Origin of the sequence: Pigmentiphaga sp. NML030171, from assembly GCF_002188635.1 — a bacterium.
Lineage (GTDB): Bacteria > Pseudomonadota > Gammaproteobacteria > Burkholderiales > Burkholderiaceae_B > Pigmentiphaga > Pigmentiphaga daeguensis.
The window spans coordinates 148,668-172,336 of sequence record NZ_NINX01000029.1; the positions used below are offsets into that span (position 1 = coordinate 148,668).

Genomic DNA, 23,669 nt, shown 5'->3' on the forward strand with positions numbered 1-23,669 from the left:
CACGGGCGTTTGCCCATGAAAAAAGGCCTGGATCCGATATCGGATCCAGGCCCTGGATACTTCCGAGGGCGAGAGCCGGAAGGCCCCCGCCCGTGCCAAGCTTACTCCTGGCTGCCGCCTTCGGCCGGCTCGTCGCCCGAAGGCTCCGAGGTCGTCACGCTTTCGGCCGGCGTATTGAAGATCTCGCTCTCGTCGAAGGTGTTGCCCACGTCGGCGAATACCACTTCGCGCTCGGCGGCCTCCTGGGCTTCCTTCTCCTTGCGGGCGGCATGGTAGGCCATGCCGGTACCCGCGGGGATCAGGCGACCCACGATGACGTTTTCCTTCAAGCCGCGCAGGTCGTCGCGCTTGCCCATGATGGCGGCTTCGGTCAGGACACGCGTGGTTTCCTGGAACGAAGCGGCCGAGATGAACGAGTCGGTCGACAGCGAGGCCTTCGTGATACCCAGCAGCACGTTCTCGTACGTGGCCGGACGCTGGTTGTCGGCGTTGACGCGATCGTTCTCGTTCAGCATCTCGGCGCGCTCGACCTGCTCGCCCGGGATGAACGAGGTATCGCCCGGATCGACGATGTTCACGCGGCGCAGCATCTGGCGCACGATCACTTCGATGTGCTTGTCGTTGATCTTCACGCCTTGCAGGCGGTAGACGTCCTGCACTTCGTCGACGATGTAGATCGCCAGCTTCTCGATGCCTTGCAGGCGCAGGATGTCGTGGGGATCGGCCGGGCCGTCCACGATCATTTCGCCCTTGTTCACCACCTGGCCGTCGTGCACCAGCACCTGCTTTTCCTTCGGAATCAGGAACTCGTGGCTGACGCCGTCCAGGTCGGTGATGACCAGGCGCTGCTTGCCCTTGGTGTCCTTGCCGAACGAAACCGTGCCGGTGACGTCGGCGAGCATGCCGGCGTCCTTGGGCGAACGGGCTTCGAACAGCTCGGCCACGCGCGGCAGACCCCCGGTAATGTCGCGGGTCTTCTGCGATTCCTGCGGAATACGCGCCAGCACCTCGCCCACGCCGACCTGCTGGCCGTCGCGCACGGTGATCAGCGCGCCCACCGGGAAGGAGATGCTGACCGAGTGGTCGGTACCGGCAATCTTGACTTCCTCGTTGGAGGCATCGAGCAGCTTGACCTGCGGACGAACGGTCTGCTTGGCGCTGCCGCGCGTCTTGGGCGTGATCGCGACCAGGGTCGACAGGCCGGTGACTTCGTCGAGCTGACGGGCCACCGTGACGCCTTCTTCCACGTTCTCGAACTTGATCGTGCCACCGTACTCGGTGATGATCGGACGAGTCAGCGGATCCCACGTGGCCAGCTGCGCGCCGGCCTTGACCGTCGCGCCGTCGCCGTGCAGCAGGATGGCGCCGTACGGCACCTTGTGGCGCTCGCGCTCGCGGCCGTTGTCGTCGACGATCAGGATTTCGCCCGAACGCGAGATGGCGACCTGCTCGCCCTTGCCGTTGGTCACATAGCGCATGGCGCTGGTGAAGCGCACCGTGCCGTTGGACTTGGTTTCCACGCCGGAGGCCAGCGCCGCGCGCGAGGCCGCGCCACCGATGTGGAACGTACGCATCGTCAGCTGCGTGCCGGGTTCGCCGATGGACTGGGCGGCGATCACGCCGACCGCCTCGCCGACGTTGACCAGCGAACCGCGGCCCAGGTCGCGGCCGTAGCACGCGGCGCACAGGCCGTGACGGGTTTCGCAGGTCAGGGCCGAGCGGACCTTCACTTCGTCGATGCCCAGGCGCTCGATCGCGTCCACCGCGTCTTCGTCCAGCAGCGTGCCGGCCTCGAACACGGTTTCCTGCGTGTCGGGATCGACCACGTCGGCGGCCGCGGTACGGCCGAGGATACGGTCGCGCAGCGGCTCGATCACTTCACCGCCCTCGACCAGCGCCTTCATGGCGAAGCCGAAGGTCGTGCCGCAATCGTCCTCGGTGATGACCAGGTCCTGCGTCACGTCCACCAGGCGGCGGGTCAGGTAACCCGAGTTCGCCGTCTTCAGCGCCGTGTCGGCCAGGCCTTTACGCGCGCCGTGGGTCGAGATGAAGTACTGCAGAACGTTCAGGCCTTCGCGGAAGTTCGCGGTAATGGGCGTCTCGATGATGGAGCCGTCGGGCTTGGCCATCAGGCCCCGCATGCCGGCCAGCTGGCGGATCTGGGCCGCGGAACCGCGGGCGCCGGAGTCGGCCATCATGTAGATCGAGTTGAACGACTCCTGGCGGGTGGCGTTGCCGTGGCGGTCGACGACGGGCTCGGTCGAGAGCTGTTCCATCATCGCCTTGCCCACGCGGTCGCCGGCCTTGCCCCAGATGTCCACCACGTTGTTGTAGCGTTCCTGGGAGGTCACCAGACCCGACGAGTACTGCTTGTCGATTTCCTTGACCTCCTTGCTGGCCTCGGCAAGGATGCCTTCCTTGGCGGACGGGATCAGCATGTCGTCCATGCAGATCGAGATGCCGCCGCGGGTGGCCAGGCGGAAGCCCGACTGCATCAGCTGGTCGGCGAAGATCACCGTGTCGCGCAGGCCGCAGCGGCGGAACGACTGGTTGATCAGGCGCGAGATCTCCTTCTTCTTCAGGGGCTTGTTCAGCACCGAGAAGGGCAGGCCCTTGGGCAGGATTTCCGACAGGATGGCGCGGCCGACGGTCGTCTCGAAACGGCGCAGCACGGGCTGGAATTCGCCGTTCTCGTCACGCTCGTACTCGTTCAGGCGCACGGTGATGCGCGACTGGAGCTCGACCACCTTGTTTTCGTAGGCGCGCATCACTTCGGACACGTCCATGAAATGCAGGCCTTCGCCGGCGCCGTTCACGCGCTCGCGGGTGGCGTAGTACAGGCCCAGCACGATGTCCTGCGAAGGAACGATCGAGGGCTCGCCGTTGGCCGGGAACAGCACGTTGTTGGAGGCCAGCATCAGCGTGCGGGCTTCCAGCTGGGCTTCCAGCGACAGCGGAACGTGGACGGCCATCTGGTCGCCGTCGAAGTCGGCGTTGAACGCCGCGCAGACCAGCGGGTGCAGCTGGATGGCCTTGCCTTCGATCAGCACCGGCTCGAACGCCTGGATGCCCAGGCGGTGCAGCGTCGGGGCGCGGTTCAGCATGACCGGGTGCTCGCGGATCACCTCTTCGAGGATGTCCCACACCACCGGTTCCTGCGTTTCCACCAGCTTCTTGGCCGCCTTGATGGTCGTGGCCAGGCCCATCATTTCCAGGCGGTTGAAGATGAAGGGCTTGAACAGCTCCAGCGCCATCAGCTTGGGCAGGCCGCACTGGTGCAGCTTGAGCTGCGGACCCACCACGATCACCGAACGGCCCGAGTAGTCGACGCGCTTGCCCAGCAGGTTCTGGCGGAAGCGGCCGCTCTTGCCCTTGATCATGTCGGCCAGCGACTTGAGCGGACGCTTGTTGGCGCCAGTCATGGCCTTGCCGCGGCGGCCGTTGTCCAGCAGCGAGTCGACGGCTTCCTGCAGCATGCGCTTTTCGTTGCGCACGATGATTTCAGGGGCTTTCAGCTCGAGCAGGCGCTTCAGGCGGTTGTTGCGGTTGATGACCCGGCGGTACAGGTCGTTCAGGTCGGACGTGGCGAAGCGGCCGCCGTCCAGCGGCACCAGCGGGCGCAGCTCGGGCGGCAGCACGGGCAGCACTTCCAGGATCATCCAGTCGGGCTTGATGCCGGACTTCTGGAAGCCTTCCAGCACCTTCAGGCGCTTGGAGATCTTCTTGATCTTGGCATCCGAGCTGGTGGCCTGGAGGTCGGCGCGCAGCGTCTCGATCTCACGGTTGATGTCGATCGTGCGCAGCAGTTCGCGCACGGCCTCGGCACCCATCACCGCACGGAAATCGTCACCGTACTCTTCGGTCTTGGCCAGGAAGTCGTCTTCCGACATGATCTGGGCGCGCTTGAGCGGCGTCATGCCCGGATCGATGACGCAGTAGGCTTCGAAGTACAGCACGCGCTCGATGTCGCGCAGCGTCATGTCCAGCACCATGCCCAGGCGCGACGGCAGCGACTTCAGGAACCAGATGTGAGCGACCGGGCTGGCCAGCTCGATATGGCCCATGCGCTCGCGGCGAACCTTGGCCAGCGTGACTTCCACGCCGCACTTCTCGCAGATCACGCCACGGTGCTTGAGGCGCTTGTACTTGCCGCACAGGCACTCGTAGTCCTTGATCGGCCCGAAGATCTTGGCGCAGAACAGCCCGTCGCGTTCGGGCTTGAACGTGCGATAGTTGATCGTCTCCGGCTTCTTGACTTCGCCGAACGACCACGACCGGATCTTCTCCGGCGACGCGATGCCAATGCGAATGGCGTCGAACTGTTCTTCCTGCGTAACCTGCTTGAACAGATCCAATAGCGCTTTCATGGCGACTCCTATCAGTTACGCTCGAGATCCATGTCGATCCCGAGCGACCGGATTTCCTTGACCAGCACGTTGAACGACTCGGGCATGCCGGCGTCGATCACGTGGTCGCCCTTGACGATGTTCTCGTACACCTTGGTACGGCCGTTCACGTCGTCGGACTTCACGGTCAGCATTTCTTGCAGCACATACGAGGCGCCGTAGGCTTCCAGCGCCCACACTTCCATTTCCCCGAAACGCTGGCCGCCGAACTGGGCCTTGCCGCCCAGCGGCTGCTGGGTCACCAGCGAGTACGGGCCGGTCGAACGGGCGTGCATCTTGTCGTCGACCAGGTGGTGCAGCTTCAGCATGTGCATGTAGCCGACCGTGACCGGACGCTCGAACATCTCGCCGGTGCGGCCGTCGTACAGGTAGGCCTGGGTCTTGGAGTTGGTCAGCTTGAGGCTCTCGGCCAGCTCGTCCGGATAGGCCAGGTCGAGCATCGCGCGGATGTCGCTTTCCGAGGCGCCGTCGAACACCGGCGTGGCGAACGGCACGCCGTTACGCAGGTTCTGCGCCAGCTCGATCACCGCGTCGTCATCCAGCTCTTCCAGGCGGGCGGCCGTGCCGGTGGTGTTGTAGACCTTGCCGATGAACTCGCGCACCTTGGCCACTTCGACCTTGCGCGCTTCGGACAGCATCTCGTTGAAGCGCTGGCCCAGGCCCTTGGCGGCCCAGCCCAGGTGCACTTCCAGAACCTGGCCCACGTTCATCCGCGAAGGCACGCCCAACGGGTTCAGCACGATGTCGACGGGGGTGCCGTCGGCCATGTGCGGCATGTCTTCCACCGGAGTGATCTTCGAGACCACGCCCTTGTTGCCGTGGCGGCCGGCCATCTTGTCGCCGGGCTGCAGGCGGCGCTTGACGGCCAGGTACACCTTGACCATCTTGAGCACGCCCGGGGGCAGCTCGTCGCCCTGGGTCAGCTTCTTGCGCTTCTCTTCGAAGGCGAGATCGAACTGGTGGCGCTTCTGTTCGATCGACTCCTTGGCCTGCTCGAGCGCGGTGGCCGCGGCTTCGTCGGCCAGGCGGATGTCGAACCACTGCCAGCGGTCCAGCTCGGCCAGGTAGGACTTGGCGATGGCCGCGCCCTTGGCCAGCTTGCGCGGGCCGCCGTTGACGACCTTGCCGACCAGCGACTTCTCGATACGGTCGAAGGTATCGTTTTCCACGATACGCAGCTGGTCGTTCAGGTCCTGGCGATAGCGCTTGAGCTCATCGTCGATGATGGACTGGGCACGCTTGTCGCGCACGATGCCTTCGCGCGTGAACACCTGCACGTCGATGACGGTGCCGACCATGCCCGAGGGCACGCGCAGCGAGGTGTCCTTCACGTCCGAGGCCTTCTCGCCGAAGATCGCGCGCAGCAGCTTCTCTTCCGGGGTCAGCTGGGTTTCGCCCTTGGGCGTGACCTTGCCGACCAGCACGTCGCCCGCCTCGACCTCGGCGCCGATGTAGACGATGCCCGATTCGTCCAGGCGGTTCAGTTGGCCTTCCGAGAGGTTGCTGATGTCGCGCGTGATTTCTTCCGAACCCAGCTTGGTGTCGCGGGCGACGACCGTCAGTTCCTCGATGTGGATGGAGGTGTAGCGGTCGTTGGCCACCACGCGCTCCGACATCAGGATCGAGTCCTCGAAGTTGTAGCCGTTCCAGGGCATGAACGCGACCAGCATGTTCTGGCCCAGGGCCAGCTCGCCCAGGTCGCTGGAAGCGCCATCGGCCAGCACGTCGCCCTTGGCGATGATGTCGCCACGGCGCACGATGGGGCGCTGGTTGATGTTGGTGTTCTGGTTGGAACGGGTGTACTTGATCAGGTTGTAGATGTCGACGCCCACTTCGCCGGCGACGTTTTCCTCGTCGTTGACGCGGATCACGATGCGCTCGGCGTCGACGTAGTCGACCAGGCCGCCGCGCAGCGCCTGCACGGTGGTGCCGGAGTCGACCGCCACGGTGCGCTCGATGCCGGTGCCCACCACGGGCTTCTCGGGACGCAGGCAGGGCACGGCCTGGCGCTGCATGTTCGAGCCCATCAGCGCGCGGTTCGCGTCGTCATGCTCGAGGAACGGGATCAGCGAGGCGGCCACGGACACGATCTGCGACGGCGCCACGTCCATGTAGTGGACGTTCTCGGCGGCGGTCAGCATCGTTTCGCCGGCTTGGCGGCAGGCCACCAGATCGTCCACGAAGTGGCCTTCGTCGTCCAGCGTGGCGTTCGCCTGGGCGATCACGTAGCGGCTTTCCTCGATGGCCGACAGGTACTCGATCTGGTCGCTGACCTTGCCGTCCACGACCTTGCGGTACGGCGTCTCCAGGAAGCCGTACTCGTTCAGGCGGGCATACAGGGCCATCGAGTTGATCAGGCCGATGTTCGGACCTTCGGGCGTCTCGATCGGGCAGACGCGGCCGTAGTGGGTCGGGTGCACGTCGCGCACCTCGAAGCCGGCGCGCTCGCGCGTCAGGCCGCCGGGGCCCAGGGCCGAGACGCGGCGCTTGTGCGTGATCTCGGACAGCGGGTTGGTCTGGTCCATGAACTGCGACAGCTGGCTCGAACCGAAGAACTCCTTGATGGCGGCCGAGATCGGCTTGGAGTTGATCAGGTCGTGCGGCATCAGGTTCTCGGCCTCGGCCTGGCCCAGGCGCTCCTTGACGGCGCGCTCGACGCGCACCAGGCCGGCGCGGAACTGGTTCTCGGCCAGTTCGCCCACGCAGCGCACGCGGCGGTTGCCCAGGTGATCGATGTCGTCGATCTCGCCGCGGCCGTTGCGCAGCTCGACCAGCACCTTGATGGTGTCGAGGATGTCCTCGTTGCTGAGCGTCATCGCGCCCGTGATGTCGTTGCCGCGCCCCAGGCGGCTGTTGACCTTCATGCGGCCCACGCGCGACAGATCGTAGGTTTCCTCGCTGAAGAACAGGCGCTGGAACAGGGCTTCGACGGCTTCCTCGGTGGGAGGCTCGCCGGGGCGCATCATGCGATAGATCGCCACGCGCGCGGCGGTCTGGTCGGTGGTCTCGTCCACGCGCAGCGTCTGCGAGATGTACGGGCCCTGGTCCAGGTCGTTCGTGTAGAGCGTCTGGATCTCGCGCACGTTGTTCTCGCGCAGCTTGTTCAGCAGCGACTCGGTCAGCTCTTCGTTGGCGTGCGCCACGATCTCGCCGGTTTCCGGATCGACGACGTTGCGGGCCAGCGCGCGGCCCAGCAGGAAGTCTTCCGGCACCGAGATGCGCTTCGTGTCCGCGGCCACCAGGTCGCGGATGTGCTTGGCGTTGATGCGCTTGTCCTTGGCGACGATGACGTTGCCGGACTTGTCATTGATGTCGAAGCGCGCGACCTCGCCCTTCCAGCGCTCGGGCACGAACTCCATCAGCCCGCCCTCGCTCGCCAGCTCGAAGCTGTCGAACGAGAAGAAGTGCGCCAGGATGCTCTCGGGTGTCATGCCGATGGCCTTGAGCAGGATGGTCACGGGCATCTTGCGGCGGCGGTCGACGCGGAAGAACAGGATGTCCTTGGGGTCGAACTCGAAGTCCAGCCACGAGCCACGGTAGGGAATCACGCGGGCCGAGAACAACAGCTTGCCGGAACTGTGGGTCTTGCCGCGGTCGTGCTCGAAGAACACGCCGGGCGAACGGTGCAGCTGCGAGACGATGACCCGCTCGGTACCGTTGATGACGAACGATCCGGTGGAAGTCATGAGCGGGATCTCGCCCATGTAGACTTCCTGTTCCTTCACTTCCTTGACGGTGGGTTTGCTGGCCTCGCGATCGAGCAGGACCAGGCGCACCTTGGCGCGCAGGGGCGATGCGAAAGTCAGCCCACGCTGCTGGCATTCGCGCACGTCGAAGGCGGGTTCGCCCAGCACGTAGCTGACGAATTCCAGCCTGGCCATCTGGTTATGGCTGACGATGGGGAAGATCGAGGAGAATGCGGCTTGCAGGCCTTCTTCCTTGCGCTGCAGAGGTGCGGTATCCGACTGCAGGAAGGTACGATAGGACTCGAGCTGAGTTGCCAGCAGGAAAGGAACGGTTTGCACGTCCTCGCGCTTGGCGAAGCTCTTGCGGATGCGCTTCTTTTCGGTGAACGAGTAGGGCATGAGCACTCCGACTCAGGTTGCACGAACCACGGGTAATGGTCCTAAAATACGACTTCGAAATCTCAACGGGGCTACCCGCCGGCTGGGCCGGTACCCCTCTTCCGGGCTCCCCCGGTACGGGTTTCGGGTCCGCGGGCGGCATCATCCCCACCCACGCACCGGAAATCCGTTCGACGATCCGTGCGCGCAAAGCCACGCGAACCGGCGTTACTGCCACGGAAAACAGGCTTTAAAAGCCCATTTCCAAAAACGCAAAAACCCGGAGGCCGTTTTTCAGCGGCCACCGGGTACCGGCAAGGATCGAATTACTTGACTTCGACCTTGGCACCGGCTTCTTCGAGCTTCTTCTTGGCGGCTTCGGCATCGGCCTTGGCAACGCCTTCCTTGACGGGCTTCGGAGCGCCGTCGACCAGGTCCTTGGCTTCCTTCAGGCCCAGGCCGGTCAGCTCGCGCACGGCCTTGATGACGTTGACCTTGTTGGCGCCGACTTCGGCCAGGATCACGTTGAACTCGGTCTGCTCTTCAGCAGCGGCGGCAGCGCCACCGGCAGCGGCGGGAGCGGCGACAGCCACAGCGGCGGCAGCAGCCGACACGCCGAACTTCTCTTCCAGGTCCTTGATCAGTTCCGACAGTTCCAGGACGGTCAGGCCGGCGATGGCGTCGATGATTTCAGCTTTGCTAAGTGCCATTTTGTTTAAAACTCCAATGAATTTGATACCAGGTATTGGGTGTCGCTTCGTGTCACGAGATTCCGGGGGACGTTGACCAGAGCTATCTCAAGCCATACATCCCGTTGTGGTTCCGGCCGGCCCTTCGGGCCTTAACTTGCCGCTGCGCGTCAAGTTAGCCTTCACCGCAAGCAAGCGGCTACGCCGCTTGCTTGTCGCGCACGGCCGCGAGGCCACGCACGAACTTGGTCGGAACTTCGTTGAGCGTACGCACAAACTGTGCAACGGGCGCCTGGATGGTGCCCAGCAGCTTCGCCAGCAACTCTTCGCGCGAGGGCAGCGAGGCCAGAGCCTTGACGCCTTCGACGGACATGACGCCGTTCGGCAGGGCACCGCCCTTCAGAACGAGCTTGTCGTTGGTTTTGGCAAAGTCGGACAGGACCTTGGCGGCCGCGACCGGATCGGCGCTGATGGCGTACATCAGCGGACCGGTCAACTGCGACGACAGTCCCTCGAAGGGGGTGCCGGTCACAGCGCGGCGAGCCAGCGTGTTCTTCAGAACACGCAGGTAAACGCCCGATTCACGTGCTTGCTTGCGCAGTACGGTGACGGAAGCGACGTCCAGACCACGATACTCGGCGATAACGATCGATTGAGCCTTGGCGACTTGGGCCGAGATCTCTTCGACGACCACCGTTTTCTCTTGACGATTGAGACTCACGGTTTGAACACTCCATCATAAGACGCTCGGGATACCACCCCTTGCGTCAACCGAATGCGGCGAACCTGGTCGACTTCTTTGGATAAAGAATTCTTCCTGGGAGCGCCGTCTGCGCTGGATCCGTGCTTGGGCGGACAGCATTCCATGCCTGCCCGCGAGTCGCGGTTTTAAGATCCCCCGGGTACCTGGCAAGCCAGGGATTCCGGTTTCACTCCAGCGGTCTTTGACAGCAGCACCGCGCGTCCGGCTTGCGCCTCGCGCACGATGCAGCCCAAAGTCTGTTGCCCTGCGATTACTGCTGGCTGGCCGTCAGAGAGGCCTGGTCCACGCGGACACCGCCACCCATGGTGGACGACACCGCCAGCTTGCGCAGGTAAATACCCTTGGCCGTCGTCGGACGGGCCTTGTTCAGTGCATCGACCAGCGCCAGCAGGTTGCTCTGCAGCTGTTCGACGTTGAACGAGGCACGGCCGATGGTGGCGTGAATGATCCCGGCCTTGTCGGTACGGTACTGGACCTGACCGGCCTTGGCGTTCTTGACGGCGGTGGCGACGTCGGGCGTCACGGTGCCGACCTTGGGGTTCGGCATCAGGCCGCGCGGACCCAGGATCTGGCCCAGCGCGCCGACGACACGCATCGTGTCGGGCGAGGCGATGACCACGTCGAAGTCGATCTGGCCGCCCTTGATGCGCTCGGCCAGGTCTTCCATGCCGACGATGTCGGCGCCAGCGGCCTTGGCGGCCTCGGCCTTGTCGCCCTGGGCGAACACGGCCACGCGCACCGACTTGCCGGTACCGGCGGGCAGGACCACCGAGCCACGAACCAGCTGGTCGGACTTCTTGGCGTCGATGCCCAGTTGCACGGCCAGGTCGATGGACTCATCGAACTTGGCGGTCGCGGTTTCCTTCACCAGCGCCAGCGCTTCGGCGACGGGATACAGCTTGCTGCGATCGATCTTGGCGCGCAGCGCGGCTACACGTTTGGACAAGCGTGCCATGATTACAGACCCTCCACCGTGATGCCCATGCTACGGGCGCTGCCAGCGATCGTGCGAACCGCGGCGTCCATGTCGGCAGCCGTCAGATCGGCTTGCTTGGTCTTGACGATTTCCTCGACCTGGGCGCGCGTCAGCGTGCCGACCTTGTCGGTATGGGGCTTGGGCGAACCCTTCTGGATGCCGGCAGCCTTCTTGATGAGGATGGTCGCCGGGGGCGACTTCATCACGAAGGTGAAGCTCTTGTCGGCAAAGGCGGTGATCACCACGGGAATCGGCAGACCGGGCTCCATGCCCTGGGTCTTGGCGTTGAACGCCTTGCAGAATTCCATGATGTTCAGGCCGCGCTGACCCAGCGCCGGACCGATCGGGGGGGACGGATTGGCTTTACCAGCTGGCACTTGCAGCTTGATGAAGCCGACGATTTTCTTCGCCATGCTTGACTCCTTGCGGGTACTTGCGCAGGCCGTTCAGGCCTGCTCCCCGGGGTTGACGGTCGGGGTTGTCCGCGGCGCGAACGCCGCGAGCCGGATGGCGCTGACCGTAGCGCCCCATCCGGCCATATATCTGGTCAGGACTTCTCGACCTGGCTGAAATCGAGCTCCACCGGGGTCGATCGGCCGAAGATCGTGACCGACACGCGCAGCTTGCTCTTTTCGTAGTTCACGTCTTCCACGTTGCCGTTGAAGTCGGTGAACGGACCTTCCTTGATGCGGACCATTTCGCCCACCTCGAAGAGGATCTTGGGACGCGGCTTCTCCACACCCTCTTCCATCTGCGACAGGATCTCGTCGACCTCGCGCTGGGGGATGGGCGTGGGACGGTTGCCCGACCCACCCACGAAACCGGTCACCTTGTTGGTGTTCTTCACCAGGTGCCAGGTCTCGTCGGTCAGATCCATCTCGACCAGCACGTAGCCGGGGAAGAAACGCCGCTCGGTAATGGACTTCTGGCCACCCTTGACCTCGATGACCTCTTCCGTGGGCACCAGGATGCGACCGAAGGAGGTCTGCAGCGCGGCCCGCTCGATGCGTTCCGTCAGCGCCTTCTGGACGCTTTTTTCCATGCCGGAATAGACATGGACAACGTACCAACGTTTGCTCATCGTCTCGTTTCCGCCGTGTTATTTCCAACCAAGAATGAGGTCGTACAGCACCCATTCGATGGTCTTGTCTGTGACCCACAGGAACAACGCCATGACCACCACGAACGCGAACACCGCAACGGTGGTCTGGATGGTTTCCTTGCGGGACGGCCATACGACCTTGCGCGTTTCCTGGACCGAATCCTGGCCGAAAGCGACCAGGCGCCGCCCGGGCTCGCTGAACCAGCCGATCACGAGGGCAACGACCACGCCGGCGACGATGGCGCCCACCCGGGCGATCGTGGGGCTGCCTGCCAAGGCGTAGAACCCCACCAGCCCAGCGACGAACGCCGCGATGGCCAGGCCCAGCTTGATGCGGTCGGCAGTGCTAGTTACGGTTTCTACGTTTGGATTCGACATCTTTTCGTCCGGGCAGCGCCAGACCTGCTGGCGGTGACGGTGCTTGCAAAACACCCGGGGCAGAAGCCGCGCCGGGCTTTCTGTCGGAAGCCGCGGCTAGACCCCGCAGGCTCCGGGAGAAGTGGCAGGGGAAGAGGGAATCGAACCCACAACCTTCGGTTTTGGAGACCGACGCTCTGCCAATTGAGCTATTCCCCTATGGATGAAGCCCCCCCGAATTCTTTAGGGAGGGCTTTCAAACTTTTACCGCCAACTACTGTACTTTCGCACTACGTCTTGTCCCGCGCCAGGCGCGGGACAAGGGTCTTAAGCAATGATCTTGGCGACGACGCCGGCGCCGACGGTACGACCGCCTTCACGGATGGCGAAGCGCAGGCCTTCTTCCATGGCGATCGGCGCCAGCAGCTTGACCGTGATCGACACGTTGTCGCCCGGCAGCACCATCTCCTTGTCCTTGGGCAGCTCGATCGTACCCGTCACGTCCGTCGTACGGAAGTAGAACTGGGGACGATAGCCGTTGAAGAACGGCGTATGACGGCCGCCCTCTTCCTTCGACAGCACGTACACCTCGGCCGAGAACTCCGTGTGCGGCGTGATCGAACCCGGCTTGGCCAGAACCTGGCCACGCTCGACGTCTTCACGCTTGGTGCCGCGCAGCAGAATACCCACGTTGTCACCGGCCTGGCCCTGGTCCAGCAGCTTGCGGAACATTTCCACGCCCGTGCACGTCGTCTTGACCGTGTCCTTGATACCGACGATCTCGATTTCCTCGCCGACCTTGATCACGCCACGCTCGATACGCCCCGTCACCACCGTGCCACGACCCGAGATCGAGAACACGTCTTCCACCGGCATCAGGAACGCTCCGTCGACCGCACGCTCGGGCGTCGGGATGTACGAGTCCAGCGCCGCCGCCAGTTGCAGGATCGCCTGCTCGCCCAGCTCGCCCTTGTCGCCTTCCAGCGCCATGCGGGCCGAGCCCTTCACGATCGGCGTATCGTCGCCCGGGAAGTCGTACTTCGACAGCAGCTCCCGGACTTCCATTTCCACCAGCTCCAGCAGCTCGGCGTCGTCAACCAGGTCCGCCTTGTTCAGGAACACGATGATGTACGGCACGCCAACCTGCCGCGACAGCAGGATGTGCTCGCGCGTCTGCGGCATCGGGCCGTCAGCGGCCGACACCACCAGGATCGCGCCGTCCATCTGCGCCGCGCCCGTGATCATGTTCTTCACGTAGTCCGCGTGACCCGGGCAGTCAACGTGCGCGTAGTGACGGGTCTCCGTCTCGTATTCCACGTGCGCCGTGTTGATCGTGATCCCACGCGCCTTCTCTTCCGGCGCCGCGTCGATCTGGTCGTACGCCTTGGCCTCGCCGCCGAACTGCTTCGACAGCACCGTCGTGATCGCCGCCGTCAGCGTCGTCTTGCCGTGGTCAACGTGACCGATCGTGCCCACGTTCACGTGCGGCTTGGTACGCTCAAACTTGCCTTTTGCCATGGCTGACTCCCGCCTCTGGATGCCTGCTATAACGGATGGAACCGAAAAAAACTGGTGCCCATGACGCGGATCGAACGCGTGACCTCTCCCTTACCAAGGGAGTGCTCTACCACTGAGCCACATGGGCGAATTCTGTACTGCAATCACCGGACCGTCCGGCAACTCACCGGAAACCCGGGCGCCTGCGACGACCTCGTTGGAGCGGGTGAAGGGAATCGAACCCTCGTCGTAAGCTTGGAAGGCTTCTGCTCTACCATTGAGCTACACCCGCCTACCTGGTACTGCTACTGCCGCGGACCCCACCGCCGCCAAACCTTCCGGCCAAAATTTTGACCAGCCGCTTGAGTTACAGCACGCTTCAAGCCACTGGCCACGAATTTCACCGAAAAGCAAAGCCGTTGGTGGAGGGGATTGGATTCGAACCAATGTAGGCGCAAGGCCAACAGATTTACAGTCTGCCCCCTTTAACCACTCGGGCACCCCTCCGCCGGGGAACGAAAGATTATGAAGGAGTCTGAATCGAATGTCAATTCACGCTCCCGGCCTATCCGTATCCGTCCCCAGGGCAGTTCGCTAATATAGACGAAAACGCCACCGCGCCCGACGCGCCCACCCCTTCGAGATACTCCCATGCACCAGGAAGCCATCGTCATCAGCCGCGCCGGCGGCCCCGAAGTCCTCGTTTCCGAGAATCGCCCCGTTCCCGCCCCCGGCCCGGACGACGTGCTCATCCAGGTAAGCTGGGCCGGCGTCAACCGGCACGATTGCGGCCAGCGCTCCCGCGGCCCCAACGACCATGAGTCGGACGTTCCCGGCTTGGAGGTGGCCGGCCGGGTGCATGCCGTGGGCGCCAACGTCCGCGACCTCGCTCCAGGCACCCCGGTCTGCGCCCTGGTGGACGGCGGCGGCTACGCGCAATACGCCTTGGCCCACCGCGCCCTGGTGCTGCCCGTGCCGGACTCGCTCACGCTCGAGCAGGCCGCCTGCCTGCCCGAGGCGGCCTTCACCGTCTGGTACAACTTCTTTTCAGTGGCCGCCATGCAACCCGGCGAAACGGCGCTCATCCACGGCGGGACCAGCGGCATCGGCGTATTCGCCATCCAGTTGCTGCGCGCGCTGGGCCACCCGGTCTACGCCACCAGCGGCAGCGACGAGAAATCGGCTTTCGCGCAGTCCCTGGGCGCCAGCCGGGTGTTCAACTACCGTACCGAAGCCTTCGCCGAGATCATGGCCCGCGAGGGCCTGGCCGCGGACGTGGTGCTGGACATGTCGGGCGGGCGGCACACCGAACAGAACCTGGCCGCGCTGGCCTACGGCGGCCGCATCGTGCACCTATCGGGCGGCTCGGGCGCGCCGCTCCAGGCCTCCCTGCGCGCCATCATGCAGAAAGAGGCACGCATCACCGGCTCGATGATGCGCCCGCTGCCGCTGGACCGGAAGATGCGGGTGGCCGAGGCCCTGCGCACCCGGGTCTGGCCGCTGCTGGGCAAGGAGATCCGGCCCGTGATCCAGCGCACCTACCCGCTGTCGCAGGCCGCCCAGGCCCATCGCGACATGGAAACGGGCGACCACATCGGCAAGCTGCTGCTGGAAGTGCGGGCCTGATGCGGGCGCGGCTGCCCTCGCGCCGCCCTACAGGTCCAGGGCGACCGCTTCCTTGATGGTGGACAACGCGAAACTGGAGCGGATGTCCACGACGGACGGATGCTTCATCAGCGTATCCATCGCGAATTTCGAAAAATGCGCCAGGTCCCGCACCTGGACGCGCACCAGATAATCCATGTCGCCCGTCATCGCGTAGCAGGCCACGACCTCGGGCCAGGCCTGCACGTCGCGGGCGAACTGCTCGATGGGCGCGTGGCCGCCGTTGACGTGCTTCTGCAGGCGCACGCTGACGTAGGCCAGGAGACCCAGCCCTACCTTTTCCGGATCTACCACCGCCATGTACTGGCGGATCACCCCCCGCTCTTCCAGGCGCCGGACCCGCCGCAGGCAAGGGCTGGGCGACAAGGCCACGCGTTCGGCCAGTTCCTGGTTCGTCAGGCGTCCATCGCGCTGCAATTCCACCAGGATCCGCCGGTCCGTCCGATCCAATTCAATTTCCGCCATCTTCCGCCCCGATTCCCTATATTTCTTTTATTTTATTGCTCAGAACACCTTTATTCGAGCAATCTTTGGAATCATTCGCCTCGCGATCATTCCTACAATGCCGTCTGGGATTCCTTTCGATCAGAGGCGCGCGGCGCCACAGCGGAGACAGCCATGACCACCCCCTTCCAGCCCTGGGACAACCCCATGGGTACCGCCGGATTCGAATTCGTCGAATACGCCGCTCCGGATCCCGCCGCCCTGGGCAAGGTGTTCGAAGGCCTGGGCTTCAAGGCGATCGCTCGCCACCGCCACAAGAACGTGCTGCTTTACCGCCAGGGCGGCATCAATTTCATCGTCAACGCCGAACCCGACTCGTTCGCGCAGCGCTTCGCTCGCCTGCACGGCCCTTCGATCTGCGCGATCGCCTTCCGGGTGAACGACGCGGCGGCGGCCTACAAGCGCGCGCTGGAGCTGGGCGCCTGGGGCTTCGACGGGCACAGCGGCCCCATGGAGCTGAACATCCCGGCCATCAAGGGCATCGGCGACTCGCTGATCTATTTCGTTGACCGGTGGCGCGGCAAGAACGGCCGCAACGGCGGGATCGGCGACATCGACATCTACGACGTGGACTTCGAGCCGCTGGAGCCGGCGCGAGCCAGCGAGGACGCGGGCCACCGCGGCGCCGGCCTGACCCTGATCGACCACCTGACGCACAACGTGCACCGGGGCCGCATGAGCGAGTGGGCGGATTTCTACGAACGGCTGTTCAATTTCCGCGAGATCCGCTACTTCGACATCGAGGGCAAGGTCACGGGCGTCAAGTCCAAGGCCATGACCTCGCCCTGCGGACGCATCCGCATTCCCATCAACGAGGAAGGCAACGACGAGAAGGGCCAGATCCAGGAATACCTGGACCTCTACCACGGCGAGGGCATCCAGCATATCGCGCTGGGCACGGACGACATCTACGCCACCGTCGAGGCGCTGCGGGCCTCGGGCGTGGTCTTCCTGGACACGCCGGACACGTACTATGAACTGCTGGACAAGCGCCTGCCGGGCCACGGCGAAGACGTCGCGCGGCTGGCGAAGAACCGCATCCTGCTGGACGGCGCGCCCGGCGGCGGCCTGCTGCTGCAGATCTTCACGCAGACCGTGATCGGCCCGATCTTCTTCGAGATCATCCAGCGCAAGGGCGACGAAGGCTTCGGCGAAGGCAACTTCAAGGCCTTGTTCGAATCGATCGAGCTGGATCAGATGCGGCGCGGGGTGTTATAGCCCCCCCTACGCGCTGACGCGCGCCCCCAGGGGCGATGCGGGTGGACCGGCGGAGCCGGATCCACCGCATCCTGGGTCTAGTCCTTTTATCTTAGGGTGTGGCGGCTGCGCTTCGCTGGCTGCCAACTGTTCGGCATGCCGAGAGGTGGGCCGGAAACTTGCGTTTTGCCGACCGGCCGTCTCAAGGCCGGGCGGAGCCTACCGTCCGGATGCCGTCCACGGGGGGGAGCTTGGTGGCCTGGACTTCGACGCGCTCGCCGCCCTGGTCCAGCACCACGCCGCCGCCCAGGACCTCGGCCAGCGTGACGCCTTCGGCCAGCTGGGTGCCGACCGCGTAGGCGCGGGCGGGGCGGCCGTCTATGGCCAGGACCGCGGAGCCGCTGGGTCCGGCGGCGATGAGGCCGGCCACGACCACCTGGATCTTCGCCCCGGCGCCCGTGCCGAACCAGCCGGCCACCGGGCCGGTGTCGGTCTGCAGGGCACCGTCGCCGACCGCCGTGGGTGGGGCCGGCGGGGGAGAAGGCGCGAGCAGGATGGCTCCCCATACGCCTATGCCCGCCGCGAGCGCCAGCAGCGCGACGAAGGTGCTCGATCGGGGGAGACTGGGGATTACCCGCATCACTGACTCCGGCAGGGGCCGCCTTGGCGCGGCCGGTCAAAACGGTCCATTTTGCGGGGGGAATGTGACAGGGATACCCGCATCATGAATTGTCATCTAAAGCAGCGATAATAGGTGCCGCAAAAATTACGACACGGAGTTTACGCTGTGACACGGTCACGCTCTATCCGCGCCCGGCGCCAGGCCGGCTTTACCCTGATCGAGATCATGGTCGTCGTGGTCATCCTGGGCATCCTGGCGGCGCTGGTCGTGCCGCGGGTGCTCGATCGGCCCGACCAGGCCCGGGCGGTTGCCGCCCGGCAGGACATTTCCGGCATCATGCAGGCGCTGAAGCTGTACCGCCTGGACAACGGCCGCTACCCCACGACCGAACAAGGCCTGCGTGCCCTGGTCGAACGGCCCGCGACCGGACAGGTGCCTCCGAACTGGAAGCAGTACCTCGACCGCCTGCCCGCCGATCCCTGGGGCAATCCGTACCAATACCTGAACCCGGGCGTACACGGCGCCGACGTCGACGTGTTTTCGCTGGGCGCCGACGGCCAGCCCGGCGGCGAAAACGCCAATGCCGACGTCGGTTCCTGGGACCTCTGATCCCCGGCGCCGCCCCGCTGCCCGCGGCGTCGGCGCAGGCCCCCGGCGCGCCCGGGGGTTCACGCTGATCGAATTGATGGTCGTGGTCGTGATCGTCGGCATCGCCGCTGCGGCCGTGACCATCCGGGCCTTTCCCGACCGCCGCAAGCTGCTCCGGGACGACGCCGAACGGCTGGCCCAGCTGTTCTCGGTGGCCCAGGGCGAGGTCCGCGCCGACGGTCGCCGCATCACCTGGCAGGCGGACGAGCAAGGCTACCGCTTCGTCCGCCGCGCCCGCGCGCTGACGCCGGGCGCGGTCACGGCCGCGGGCACCTCCTCCACCACGCTGGACACCTTCGGCCGCGACGAACTGCTGCGGCCACGACGCTGGGCCGACGGTCCGGTCACCGTGCAGGTCGAGCCGCCCGGCCCGCCCGTATTCACGTCGGAGTGGATTCCGGGTCCGCTCATCGTCAGGCTGCGCAACGCCGACGCGATCGTGACCATCCTGCGCGACGAGGCGGGACGCTATGCGGTCCAGTGAAGCCGGCTTCACCCTGGTCGAAGTGCTGGTCGCCCTGGCCATCGTGGGCGTGGCGCTGGCCGCGTCGGTACGGGCGGTCGGCCTGATCGCGCAGAACAATGCCGCGCTGCGCGCCAAGTCGCTGGCGCTGGTCGAGGCCGAGAACCAGTTGGCCGAGCTGCGCCTGGCCCGCCTCATGCCCAGCCCCGGACGCCAGCTGGTCAACTGCCCGCAGGGCGGTCAGGCCATGCAGTGCGAACAGGTATTCACCAATTCGGACAACACCAACATCCGCCAGGTGATGATCCGCGTCCATCCCGAAGGCGATCCCGACCGCGTGCTGGCGCAGGTCAACGGCTTCCTGAGCGCGCTGCCATGACCCGACGCGCGCAGGCCGGCTTCACGCTGATCGAGGTCCTCGTCGCCATTTCCCTGATGGCGGTGGTGGCCATCATCTCGTGGCGCGGGCTGGAGAACGTCAGCGCCCTGCAGCGACGGCTGGCGGGAGATGCCGACGAGGTCGAGAGCGTCACGCGCATGCTGGGCCAGATGGAGCGCGACCTGGCGATGCGCGCGCCGGACGCGCTGCTGGACACCGGCACCGCCACGGCCACCGGCGCGCGTCTGCCGCAAAGCCTGCGCATCACGATCAAGGAAACGCCCGACGCCTCGGCCACGCTGGAGATCATCCGCGCCGACGCCGCCGATCCGGCCGGCTGGCAGCGCGTCGTCTGGTTCCTGGACGGCACGGTGCTGCGCCGCGCGGCCGGCGCCTCGGCCCGCCTCTATCCCCTGCCCGCGGCGGGCGGCGGCGCGGCGATCCTGGGCGGCGTGACGCGTTTCGTCATACGCGCCTGGGTACCCGGCCAGGGCTGGATCAATACCCCCTTTCCCGCCACCGGCACCCCGTTCACCGGCCTGGAGCTGTCGGCCGAACGCCGGACCGGCGAACGCGTGGAACGCTATCGCCGCGTGGTGGTGCTCGAATGACGCGGCGGCCCGACCCTCGCGCCAGGCGCCGGCAGCGCGGCATGGCGGTAATCAGCGCGCTGCTGATCGTGGCCGCCGTGGCCGTGCTGGTAACCGGCCTTTTCCAGCGCCAGGCGGCGTCGGTGCGGGCGGTCGAGAACGAACAGGCCCGCATCCAGGCCCGCTGGCTGTTGCTGGGCGGCCTGGACTGGGCGCGGCTGGTCCTGCGCGAGGACGCCCGCCGCAACAACACCACGCGCCTGGGCGAGCTGTGGGCCACGCCCGTGGCCGATACCCGCATCACCCGCCCCGGGGACGACCGGGTGGCCCTGTTCTCCGGCCGCATCGAGGATGAACAGGGCAAGTACAACCTGCGCAACCTGGCCAAGGCCGGCGTGCCGCAGCCCATGGAGATCGCGGCCCTGGACCGGCTGTGCGCGATGCTGGGCCTGCCCGGCAGCCTGGCGCCGCGGATCGCCGTGCGGATCGCCAGCGCGCAGGCGGTGCCGGGCACTTCCGGAGAAACGGGTACGGGAACAGGAACGGGTACGGGCAGCGGCACGGGAACCGGCCAGAACGGGGAAGCAAGCCAGGGCCGCGGCCCTTCCGCCCCGATGATACGGACGGTGGACGACCTGGAAGGCATCACCGACGTGGACGAAAAGACCATCGAAGCCCTGCGCCCCTACGTCACGGTGCTGCCCGAAACCACCGCGGTCAATGCCAACACGGCCCCCGCCGAGGTGCTGGCGGCGGTGGTGCCGGGCCTGTCGCTGGCGCAGGCCCGCGCGCTGACCGAGCAGCGCAACGCCGGCACCTGGTTCAACGACCGTGCCGATTTCGGCAACCGCCTGGCCAATCCTGACATTACTATCAGCGACTCGCAGATCGTCACCGCCAGCAAGTGGTTCATGGTTTCCGGCACCGTGACGCTGGAGCGCGCTGCCGTCACAATGCAGGCGCTCGTCTCGCGGGCCAATGCCAATTCACCCACCGTGGTCTGGAAGAGGGAGACCAATTGAAGACAACGTTGCGGCTAGAGCTGCCCGCCCTATCCCTGCTGCATGCCGACTCGCGGGTGGCGTTCGCGCTGCTGGACCGGCAGCATGCCGTCCAGCGGACGGGCGAACTGCCGCTGGCCGAACTGGCCGCGGCCGTGCCGCCCAGCCGCGTCGAGGGCATCCTGCACCCGGCCGACAGCGTGCTGACCACCGTCACGGTGCCGCCCCTGCCCACGCACCGGCTGCAGGCCGCCGTCGCCGGAGCGGTCGAGCCCATGCTGCTGGGCGACATCGAAGGCCTGGCGGTCGCCCACGGCGCCCGCGCCGGCGATGGCTCCGTCTCCGTGGCCTGGGCGGCCCGCGAGCCGCTTGCGCGCGCCCTGCGGCTGCTGGCCGACAGCGGCCTGCCCGCCGACGCCCTGGTGCCGGCTCCGCTGGCCCTGCCGCTGACCGACACGGGCTGGACCGTGCTGGTGCGCGACGACCACGTGGTGGTGCGCACCGGTCCCCAGGCCGGCCAGGTCTGGGCCATCGACCCGTTCGCGACGACCGATGCCGATCCGGCGGTGGCGGCGCTGCTGCCCGCGCTCGAGCAGGATGCGCCCGGTGTCGTCGGCTGGATCGACCCGCAGCCCGCGGGCTGGCCCGAACTCTCGGCGACCGAGCGGCGCGCGTTGCCCACCGGGGCGCGCTGGCAGGGCGTGCTTCCGGGGTGGTCGCTGGCCCTGGCCGACCTGCAACCCCATCGCTCCGGCCGTTCGCCGTGGCGCCAGCCGGCCGCCTGGGCGGCCGGCGCGGCCGCCGTGTGGCTCGTGGGCCTGAACATCCACGCCTGGCAACTGGGCCGCGAGGAAGTCGCCCTGCGCCAGCGCATGGCCACCCAGGTCAAGACGGCGTTCCCGGACATTCCCGTGGTGCTGGATCCGCTGCGCCAGGCCGAACAGCGGCGCGATGCGTTGCGAGCCGCGGGCGGCGAATTCGGCTCATCCGATTTCCTGCCGCTGGCGCTGGCGACCACGCAACTGCTGCCGGCCGCCACGAACAACGTCGTCGCGCTGCGCTACACCCAGGGCGAACTGAAGCTGGAGCTGGTGGACGACGGCATAGGCATGGTCGCCAAGGCCGGCGCCGCGCCGCCACCGGCGCCAACGCAGCAGCAACAGGCCACGCATGGCCTGCGGCGCCTCATGCAGCGCCGGGAACAGGCCGCCGCGCCCGCGCCCACGGCAGCGCCCGTGGCGAGCCGGATGGAAATCGATCCGGCCATCCTGCAGCGCGCCGAGGGCCTGGGCCTGCAGGTCACGCACGACGACGGCGTCTGGACCATCCGCTCCGCCGCCAGCGCGGGCCAGGACGGGGGCACGCGCCCGGCGCCCCAGGGCGGCGGCGTGCGCATTCAACAGGACAACCCGCGACGATGAATCTCCCCGCTTTCAAACTTTCCATGCCGCCGGCGCTGGCCCGGCTGGGCGAAGACGCCGGACGGCGCTGGGCCCGGCTCGCACCGCGCGAGCGCCGCCTGCTGAGCATCGCCGGCGCGGTGGCCGGCATCGCCCTGGTGTTCCTGCTGTTCATCGAACCCGCCTGGACCCGCGCCAACCGACTGGAAGCGCAATTGCCGCTGCTGCGCACGCAGGCGGCCCGCGTCGACGCGCTGACGACCGAGGCGCGCAGCCTGCAGCGGGTGACCAGCGGCCGGATGACGGCCGACGAAACCCGCCAGGCCCTGGCCCAGAGCCTGGAGCGCGCCGGCATCGCCGCCGAGGTCGCTCCCGCCGACGCACCGGCGGGCACCAGCGGCGATGCCTGGCAGGTCACCGTCGACCGGGTGCAGGCCGCGGGCCTGATGCAGTGGCTGGCCTCGGTGCCCGGCCGCACCCGCCTCCAACTGGCGCAAGCCGATCTCGAACGCCCCACGGACGATAACGGACGCCTGCTGACGGGCAAGGCGTCGGGCGTCCTGGTCTTCACCCCGGCCACGGCCGGACAGGGCCGCTGATGCGCACCTGGCTCAAGATCCTCCTGTGCGTCCTGGTGGCCCTGGCCGCCGCCCTGGCGGTACTGCCGGCCCGCTGGCTGATCGCGATCCTGCCCGCCCAATGGCCGGTGGCGGTGGTCGACGCCTCGGGCACCATCTGGCGCGGCAGCGCGCTGCTTGCCCTCGGTTTCCCCGAGGCCCGCAGCACCCTGCCCACGCCCGTCGAATGGAAGACGACATGGGACGGCGGCCCGGCGGTCGAGATCCGCCATCCCTGGCTGGACGGCCCGCTGGGGCTGCGCCTGCAGACCAACGGCTTCCTGCTGTCGGGCCGCACGCTGAAGCTGCCCGCCTCGACGCTGGCGCAGCTGGGCGCGCCCTTCAACACCCTGCGCCCCACCGGCGACCTGCGGCTCAAGTGGCCGTCCCTGCGGCTCAACGGCGGCATTCCGCCCGGCGAGCTCCTGGACGCCGAGTGGAGCGACGCCGGTACCGCGCTGTCGCTGCTGCGGCCCATCGGCCACTATCGCGCGCGCCTGACCGGAGAAGCCGGCGGCGCCGTCGCGCTCGCGCTGTCCACGCTGTCCGGCCCCCTGACCATGGAAGGGTCCGGACGCTGGGCCGCGCGTACCGGCTTCCGCTTCAACGGGGTCGCCCGCCCCGCCCCCAATGCCTCGCCCGAGGCCCGCGCCGCGCTGCAAAGCACGCTATCGGCGCTGGGTCGCCGCTCGGGCGACGATTCCATCCTGCAAATCGGCCGCTAACATC

Annotated in this window: 21 protein-coding genes and 4 tRNA genes; 10 read left to right on the forward strand and 15 right to left on the reverse strand. The window is 66.5% G+C overall.

Features of this window, described 5'->3' with window-relative positions:
• Positions 1-101 precede the first annotated feature (101 nt).
• From rpoC to CDO46_RS10030, 13 genes are all read right to left on the reverse strand, one after another.
• Positions 102-4,367, reverse strand: coding sequence for a DNA-directed RNA polymerase subunit beta' (gene rpoC / locus CDO46_RS09970; protein ID WP_243724705.1), 4,266 nt, complete (start codon positions 4,365-4,367; stop codon positions 102-104).
• A gap of 11 nt (positions 4,368-4,378) precedes the next feature.
• On the reverse strand, positions 4,379-8,491 hold the full coding sequence (gene rpoB / locus CDO46_RS09975) for a DNA-directed RNA polymerase subunit beta (RefSeq protein WP_087838383.1): 4,113 nt from the start codon (positions 8,489-8,491) through the stop codon (positions 4,379-4,381).
• Between the two features lie 305 nt (positions 8,492-8,796).
• Complete coding sequence (gene rplL, locus CDO46_RS09980; protein WP_087838384.1) at positions 8,797-9,180, reverse strand: 50S ribosomal protein L7/L12; 384 nt, start codon at positions 9,178-9,180, stop codon at positions 8,797-8,799.
• 178 nt (positions 9,181-9,358) lie between these two features.
• A complete protein-coding gene (gene rplJ, locus CDO46_RS09985) occupies positions 9,359-9,880 on the reverse strand; it encodes a 50S ribosomal protein L10 (RefSeq protein ID WP_087838385.1) in 522 nt (173 codons plus the stop codon).
• Positions 9,881-10,172: 292 nt separating this feature from the next.
• Complete coding sequence (rplA, locus tag CDO46_RS09990; RefSeq protein WP_087838386.1) at positions 10,173-10,877, reverse strand: 50S ribosomal protein L1; 705 nt, start codon at positions 10,875-10,877, stop codon at positions 10,173-10,175.
• A 2-nt stretch (positions 10,878-10,879) separates the two neighbouring features.
• Entirely contained in the window at positions 10,880-11,311 is a 432-nt protein-coding gene (gene rplK, locus CDO46_RS09995; RefSeq protein ID WP_087838387.1) for a 50S ribosomal protein L11, read from the reverse strand.
• 134 nt (positions 11,312-11,445) lie between these two features.
• A complete protein-coding gene (nusG, locus tag CDO46_RS10000) occupies positions 11,446-11,979 on the reverse strand; it encodes a transcription termination/antitermination protein NusG (RefSeq protein ID WP_087838388.1) in 534 nt (177 codons plus the stop codon).
• Positions 11,980-11,997: 18 nt separating this feature from the next.
• Positions 11,998-12,378 carry a preprotein translocase subunit SecE gene (secE, locus tag CDO46_RS10005; RefSeq protein ID WP_087838389.1) on the reverse strand — a complete coding sequence of 127 codons (381 nt, stop codon included), beginning with the start codon at positions 12,376-12,378 and terminating at the stop codon, positions 11,998-12,000.
• A 122-nt stretch (positions 12,379-12,500) separates the two neighbouring features.
• Positions 12,501-12,576: transfer RNA gene (locus tag CDO46_RS10010), tRNA-Trp, on the reverse strand.
• A gap of 108 nt (positions 12,577-12,684) precedes the next feature.
• Positions 12,685-13,875, reverse strand: a complete 1,191-nt coding sequence (tuf, locus tag CDO46_RS10015; RefSeq protein WP_087838324.1) for an elongation factor Tu — start codon at positions 13,873-13,875, stop codon at positions 12,685-12,687.
• A 52-nt stretch (positions 13,876-13,927) separates the two neighbouring features.
• Positions 13,928-14,002: transfer RNA gene (locus CDO46_RS10020), tRNA-Thr, on the reverse strand.
• 70 nt (positions 14,003-14,072) lie between these two features.
• A tRNA-Gly gene (locus tag CDO46_RS10025) sits at positions 14,073-14,146 on the reverse strand.
• Positions 14,147-14,274: 128 nt separating this feature from the next.
• A tRNA-Tyr gene (locus CDO46_RS10030) sits at positions 14,275-14,361 on the reverse strand.
• A 144-nt stretch (positions 14,362-14,505) separates the two neighbouring features.
• On the opposite strand from CDO46_RS10030, the gene CDO46_RS10035 reads away from it, so the two are divergent.
• Entirely contained in the window at positions 14,506-15,480 is a 975-nt protein-coding gene (locus tag CDO46_RS10035; RefSeq protein WP_087838390.1) for an NAD(P)H-quinone oxidoreductase, read from the forward strand.
• A gap of 27 nt (positions 15,481-15,507) precedes the next feature.
• Here the strand turns inward: CDO46_RS10035 and CDO46_RS10040 are convergent, their stop codons facing one another.
• Positions 15,508-15,984, reverse strand: a complete 477-nt coding sequence (locus CDO46_RS10040; RefSeq protein ID WP_087838391.1) for an Lrp/AsnC family transcriptional regulator — start codon at positions 15,982-15,984, stop codon at positions 15,508-15,510.
• Between the two features lie 153 nt (positions 15,985-16,137).
• On the opposite strand from CDO46_RS10040, the gene hppD reads away from it, so the two are divergent.
• Positions 16,138-17,241 carry a 4-hydroxyphenylpyruvate dioxygenase gene (hppD, locus tag CDO46_RS10045; protein ID WP_087838392.1) on the forward strand — a complete coding sequence of 368 codons (1,104 nt, stop codon included), beginning with the start codon at positions 16,138-16,140 and terminating at the stop codon, positions 17,239-17,241.
• A 181-nt stretch (positions 17,242-17,422) separates the two neighbouring features.
• Here hppD and CDO46_RS10050 read toward each other — a convergent pair whose 3' ends face one another.
• Positions 17,423-17,860 carry a hypothetical protein gene (locus CDO46_RS10050; protein WP_165404484.1) on the reverse strand — a complete coding sequence of 146 codons (438 nt, stop codon included), beginning with the start codon at positions 17,858-17,860 and terminating at the stop codon, positions 17,423-17,425.
• Between the two features lie 147 nt (positions 17,861-18,007).
• Here CDO46_RS10050 and gspG point away from each other — a divergent pair, with 147 nt between their 5' ends.
• Genes gspG through gspN form a run of 8 tightly spaced genes read left to right on the forward strand, consistent with a single transcriptional unit; the run spans position 18,008 to position 23,665 of the window.
• A complete protein-coding gene (gspG, locus tag CDO46_RS10055) occupies positions 18,008-18,451 on the forward strand; it encodes a type II secretion system major pseudopilin GspG (RefSeq protein WP_165963155.1) in 444 nt (147 codons plus the stop codon).
• On the forward strand, positions 18,423-18,974 hold the full coding sequence (locus CDO46_RS10060; RefSeq protein ID WP_087838394.1) for a prepilin-type N-terminal cleavage/methylation domain-containing protein: 552 nt from the start codon (positions 18,423-18,425) through the stop codon (positions 18,972-18,974). The genes gspG and CDO46_RS10060 overlap by 29 nt, the downstream gene beginning before the upstream one ends.
• The gene (gene gspI / locus CDO46_RS10065; protein WP_087838395.1) at positions 18,961-19,332 is read left to right on the forward strand and encodes a type II secretion system minor pseudopilin GspI; all 372 of its coding nucleotides are present in this window, start codon (positions 18,961-18,963) and stop codon (positions 19,330-19,332) included. The genes CDO46_RS10060 and gspI overlap by 14 nt, the downstream gene beginning before the upstream one ends.
• Complete coding sequence (locus CDO46_RS10070; protein ID WP_087838396.1) at positions 19,329-19,943, forward strand: type II secretion system protein J; 615 nt, start codon at positions 19,329-19,331, stop codon at positions 19,941-19,943. Before gspI ends, CDO46_RS10070 begins: the two co-directional genes overlap by 4 nt.
• A 41-nt stretch (positions 19,944-19,984) precedes the next feature.
• A complete protein-coding gene (gene gspK / locus CDO46_RS10075) occupies positions 19,985-20,944 on the forward strand; it encodes a type II secretion system minor pseudopilin GspK (RefSeq protein WP_243724517.1) in 960 nt (319 codons plus the stop codon).
• On the forward strand, positions 20,941-22,344 hold the full coding sequence (gene gspL / locus CDO46_RS10080; protein ID WP_165963154.1) for a type II secretion system protein GspL: 1,404 nt from the start codon (positions 20,941-20,943) through the stop codon (positions 22,342-22,344). Before gspK ends, gspL begins: the two co-directional genes overlap by 4 nt.
• Positions 22,341-22,922: a type II secretion system protein GspM gene (gspM, locus tag CDO46_RS10085; protein WP_087838398.1), complete on the forward strand. Its 582-nt coding sequence runs from the start codon at positions 22,341-22,343 to the stop codon at positions 22,920-22,922. The genes gspL and gspM overlap by 4 nt, the downstream gene beginning before the upstream one ends.
• Entirely contained in the window at positions 22,922-23,665 is a 744-nt protein-coding gene (gspN, locus tag CDO46_RS10090; protein WP_087838399.1) for a type II secretion system protein N, read from the forward strand. Before gspM ends, gspN begins: the two co-directional genes overlap by 1 nt.
• The last annotated feature ends 4 nt before the right edge of the window (positions 23,666-23,669 follow it).

What these genes read in the sequence shown, in the direction of transcription:
- gspN (WP_087838399.1), top strand. Translation starts at nt 22,922, where the DNA reads ATGCGCACCTGGCTCAAGATCCTCCTGTGCGTCCTGGTGGCCCTGGCC.
- CDO46_RS10060 (WP_087838394.1), top strand. Translation starts at nt 18,423, where the DNA reads ATGCCGACGTCGGTTCCTGGGACCTCTGATCCCCGGCGCCGCCCCGCT.
- rplL (WP_087838384.1), bottom strand. Translation starts at nt 9,180, where the DNA reads ATGGCACTTAGCAAAGCTGAAATCATCGACGCCATCGCCGGCCTGACC.
- gspK (WP_243724517.1), top strand. Translation starts at nt 19,985, where the DNA reads ATGGCGGTAATCAGCGCGCTGCTGATCGTGGCCGCCGTGGCCGTGCTG.
- CDO46_RS10035 (WP_087838390.1), top strand. Translation starts at nt 14,506, where the DNA reads ATGCACCAGGAAGCCATCGTCATCAGCCGCGCCGGCGGCCCCGAAGTC.
- tuf (WP_087838324.1), bottom strand. Translation starts at nt 13,875, where the DNA reads ATGGCAAAAGGCAAGTTTGAGCGTACCAAGCCGCACGTGAACGTGGGC.
- CDO46_RS10070 (WP_087838396.1), top strand. Translation starts at nt 19,329, where the DNA reads ATGACCCGACGCGCGCAGGCCGGCTTCACGCTGATCGAGGTCCTCGTC.
- rplK (WP_087838387.1), bottom strand. Translation starts at nt 11,311, where the DNA reads ATGGCGAAGAAAATCGTCGGCTTCATCAAGCTGCAAGTGCCAGCTGGT.
- secE (WP_087838389.1), bottom strand. Translation starts at nt 12,378, where the DNA reads ATGTCGAATCCAAACGTAGAAACCGTAACTAGCACTGCCGACCGCATC.
- nusG (WP_087838388.1), bottom strand. Translation starts at nt 11,979, where the DNA reads ATGAGCAAACGTTGGTACGTTGTCCATGTCTATTCCGGCATGGAAAAA.
- CDO46_RS10050 (WP_165404484.1), bottom strand. Translation starts at nt 17,860, where the DNA reads ATGCGGGTAATCCCCAGTCTCCCCCGATCGAGCACCTTCGTCGCGCTG.
- rpoB (WP_087838383.1), bottom strand. Translation starts at nt 8,491, where the DNA reads ATGCCCTACTCGTTCACCGAAAAGAAGCGCATCCGCAAGAGCTTCGCC.
- hppD (WP_087838392.1), top strand. Translation starts at nt 16,138, where the DNA reads ATGACCACCCCCTTCCAGCCCTGGGACAACCCCATGGGTACCGCCGGA.
- rpoC (WP_243724705.1), bottom strand. Translation starts at nt 4,367, where the DNA reads ATGAAAGCGCTATTGGATCTGTTCAAGCAGGTTACGCAGGAAGAACAG.
- CDO46_RS10040 (WP_087838391.1), bottom strand. Translation starts at nt 15,984, where the DNA reads ATGGCGGAAATTGAATTGGATCGGACGGACCGGCGGATCCTGGTGGAA.
- rplA (WP_087838386.1), bottom strand. Translation starts at nt 10,877, where the DNA reads ATGGCACGCTTGTCCAAACGTGTAGCCGCGCTGCGCGCCAAGATCGAT.
- gspM (WP_087838398.1), top strand. Translation starts at nt 22,341, where the DNA reads ATGAATCTCCCCGCTTTCAAACTTTCCATGCCGCCGGCGCTGGCCCGG.
- gspI (WP_087838395.1), top strand. Translation starts at nt 18,961, where the DNA reads ATGCGGTCCAGTGAAGCCGGCTTCACCCTGGTCGAAGTGCTGGTCGCC.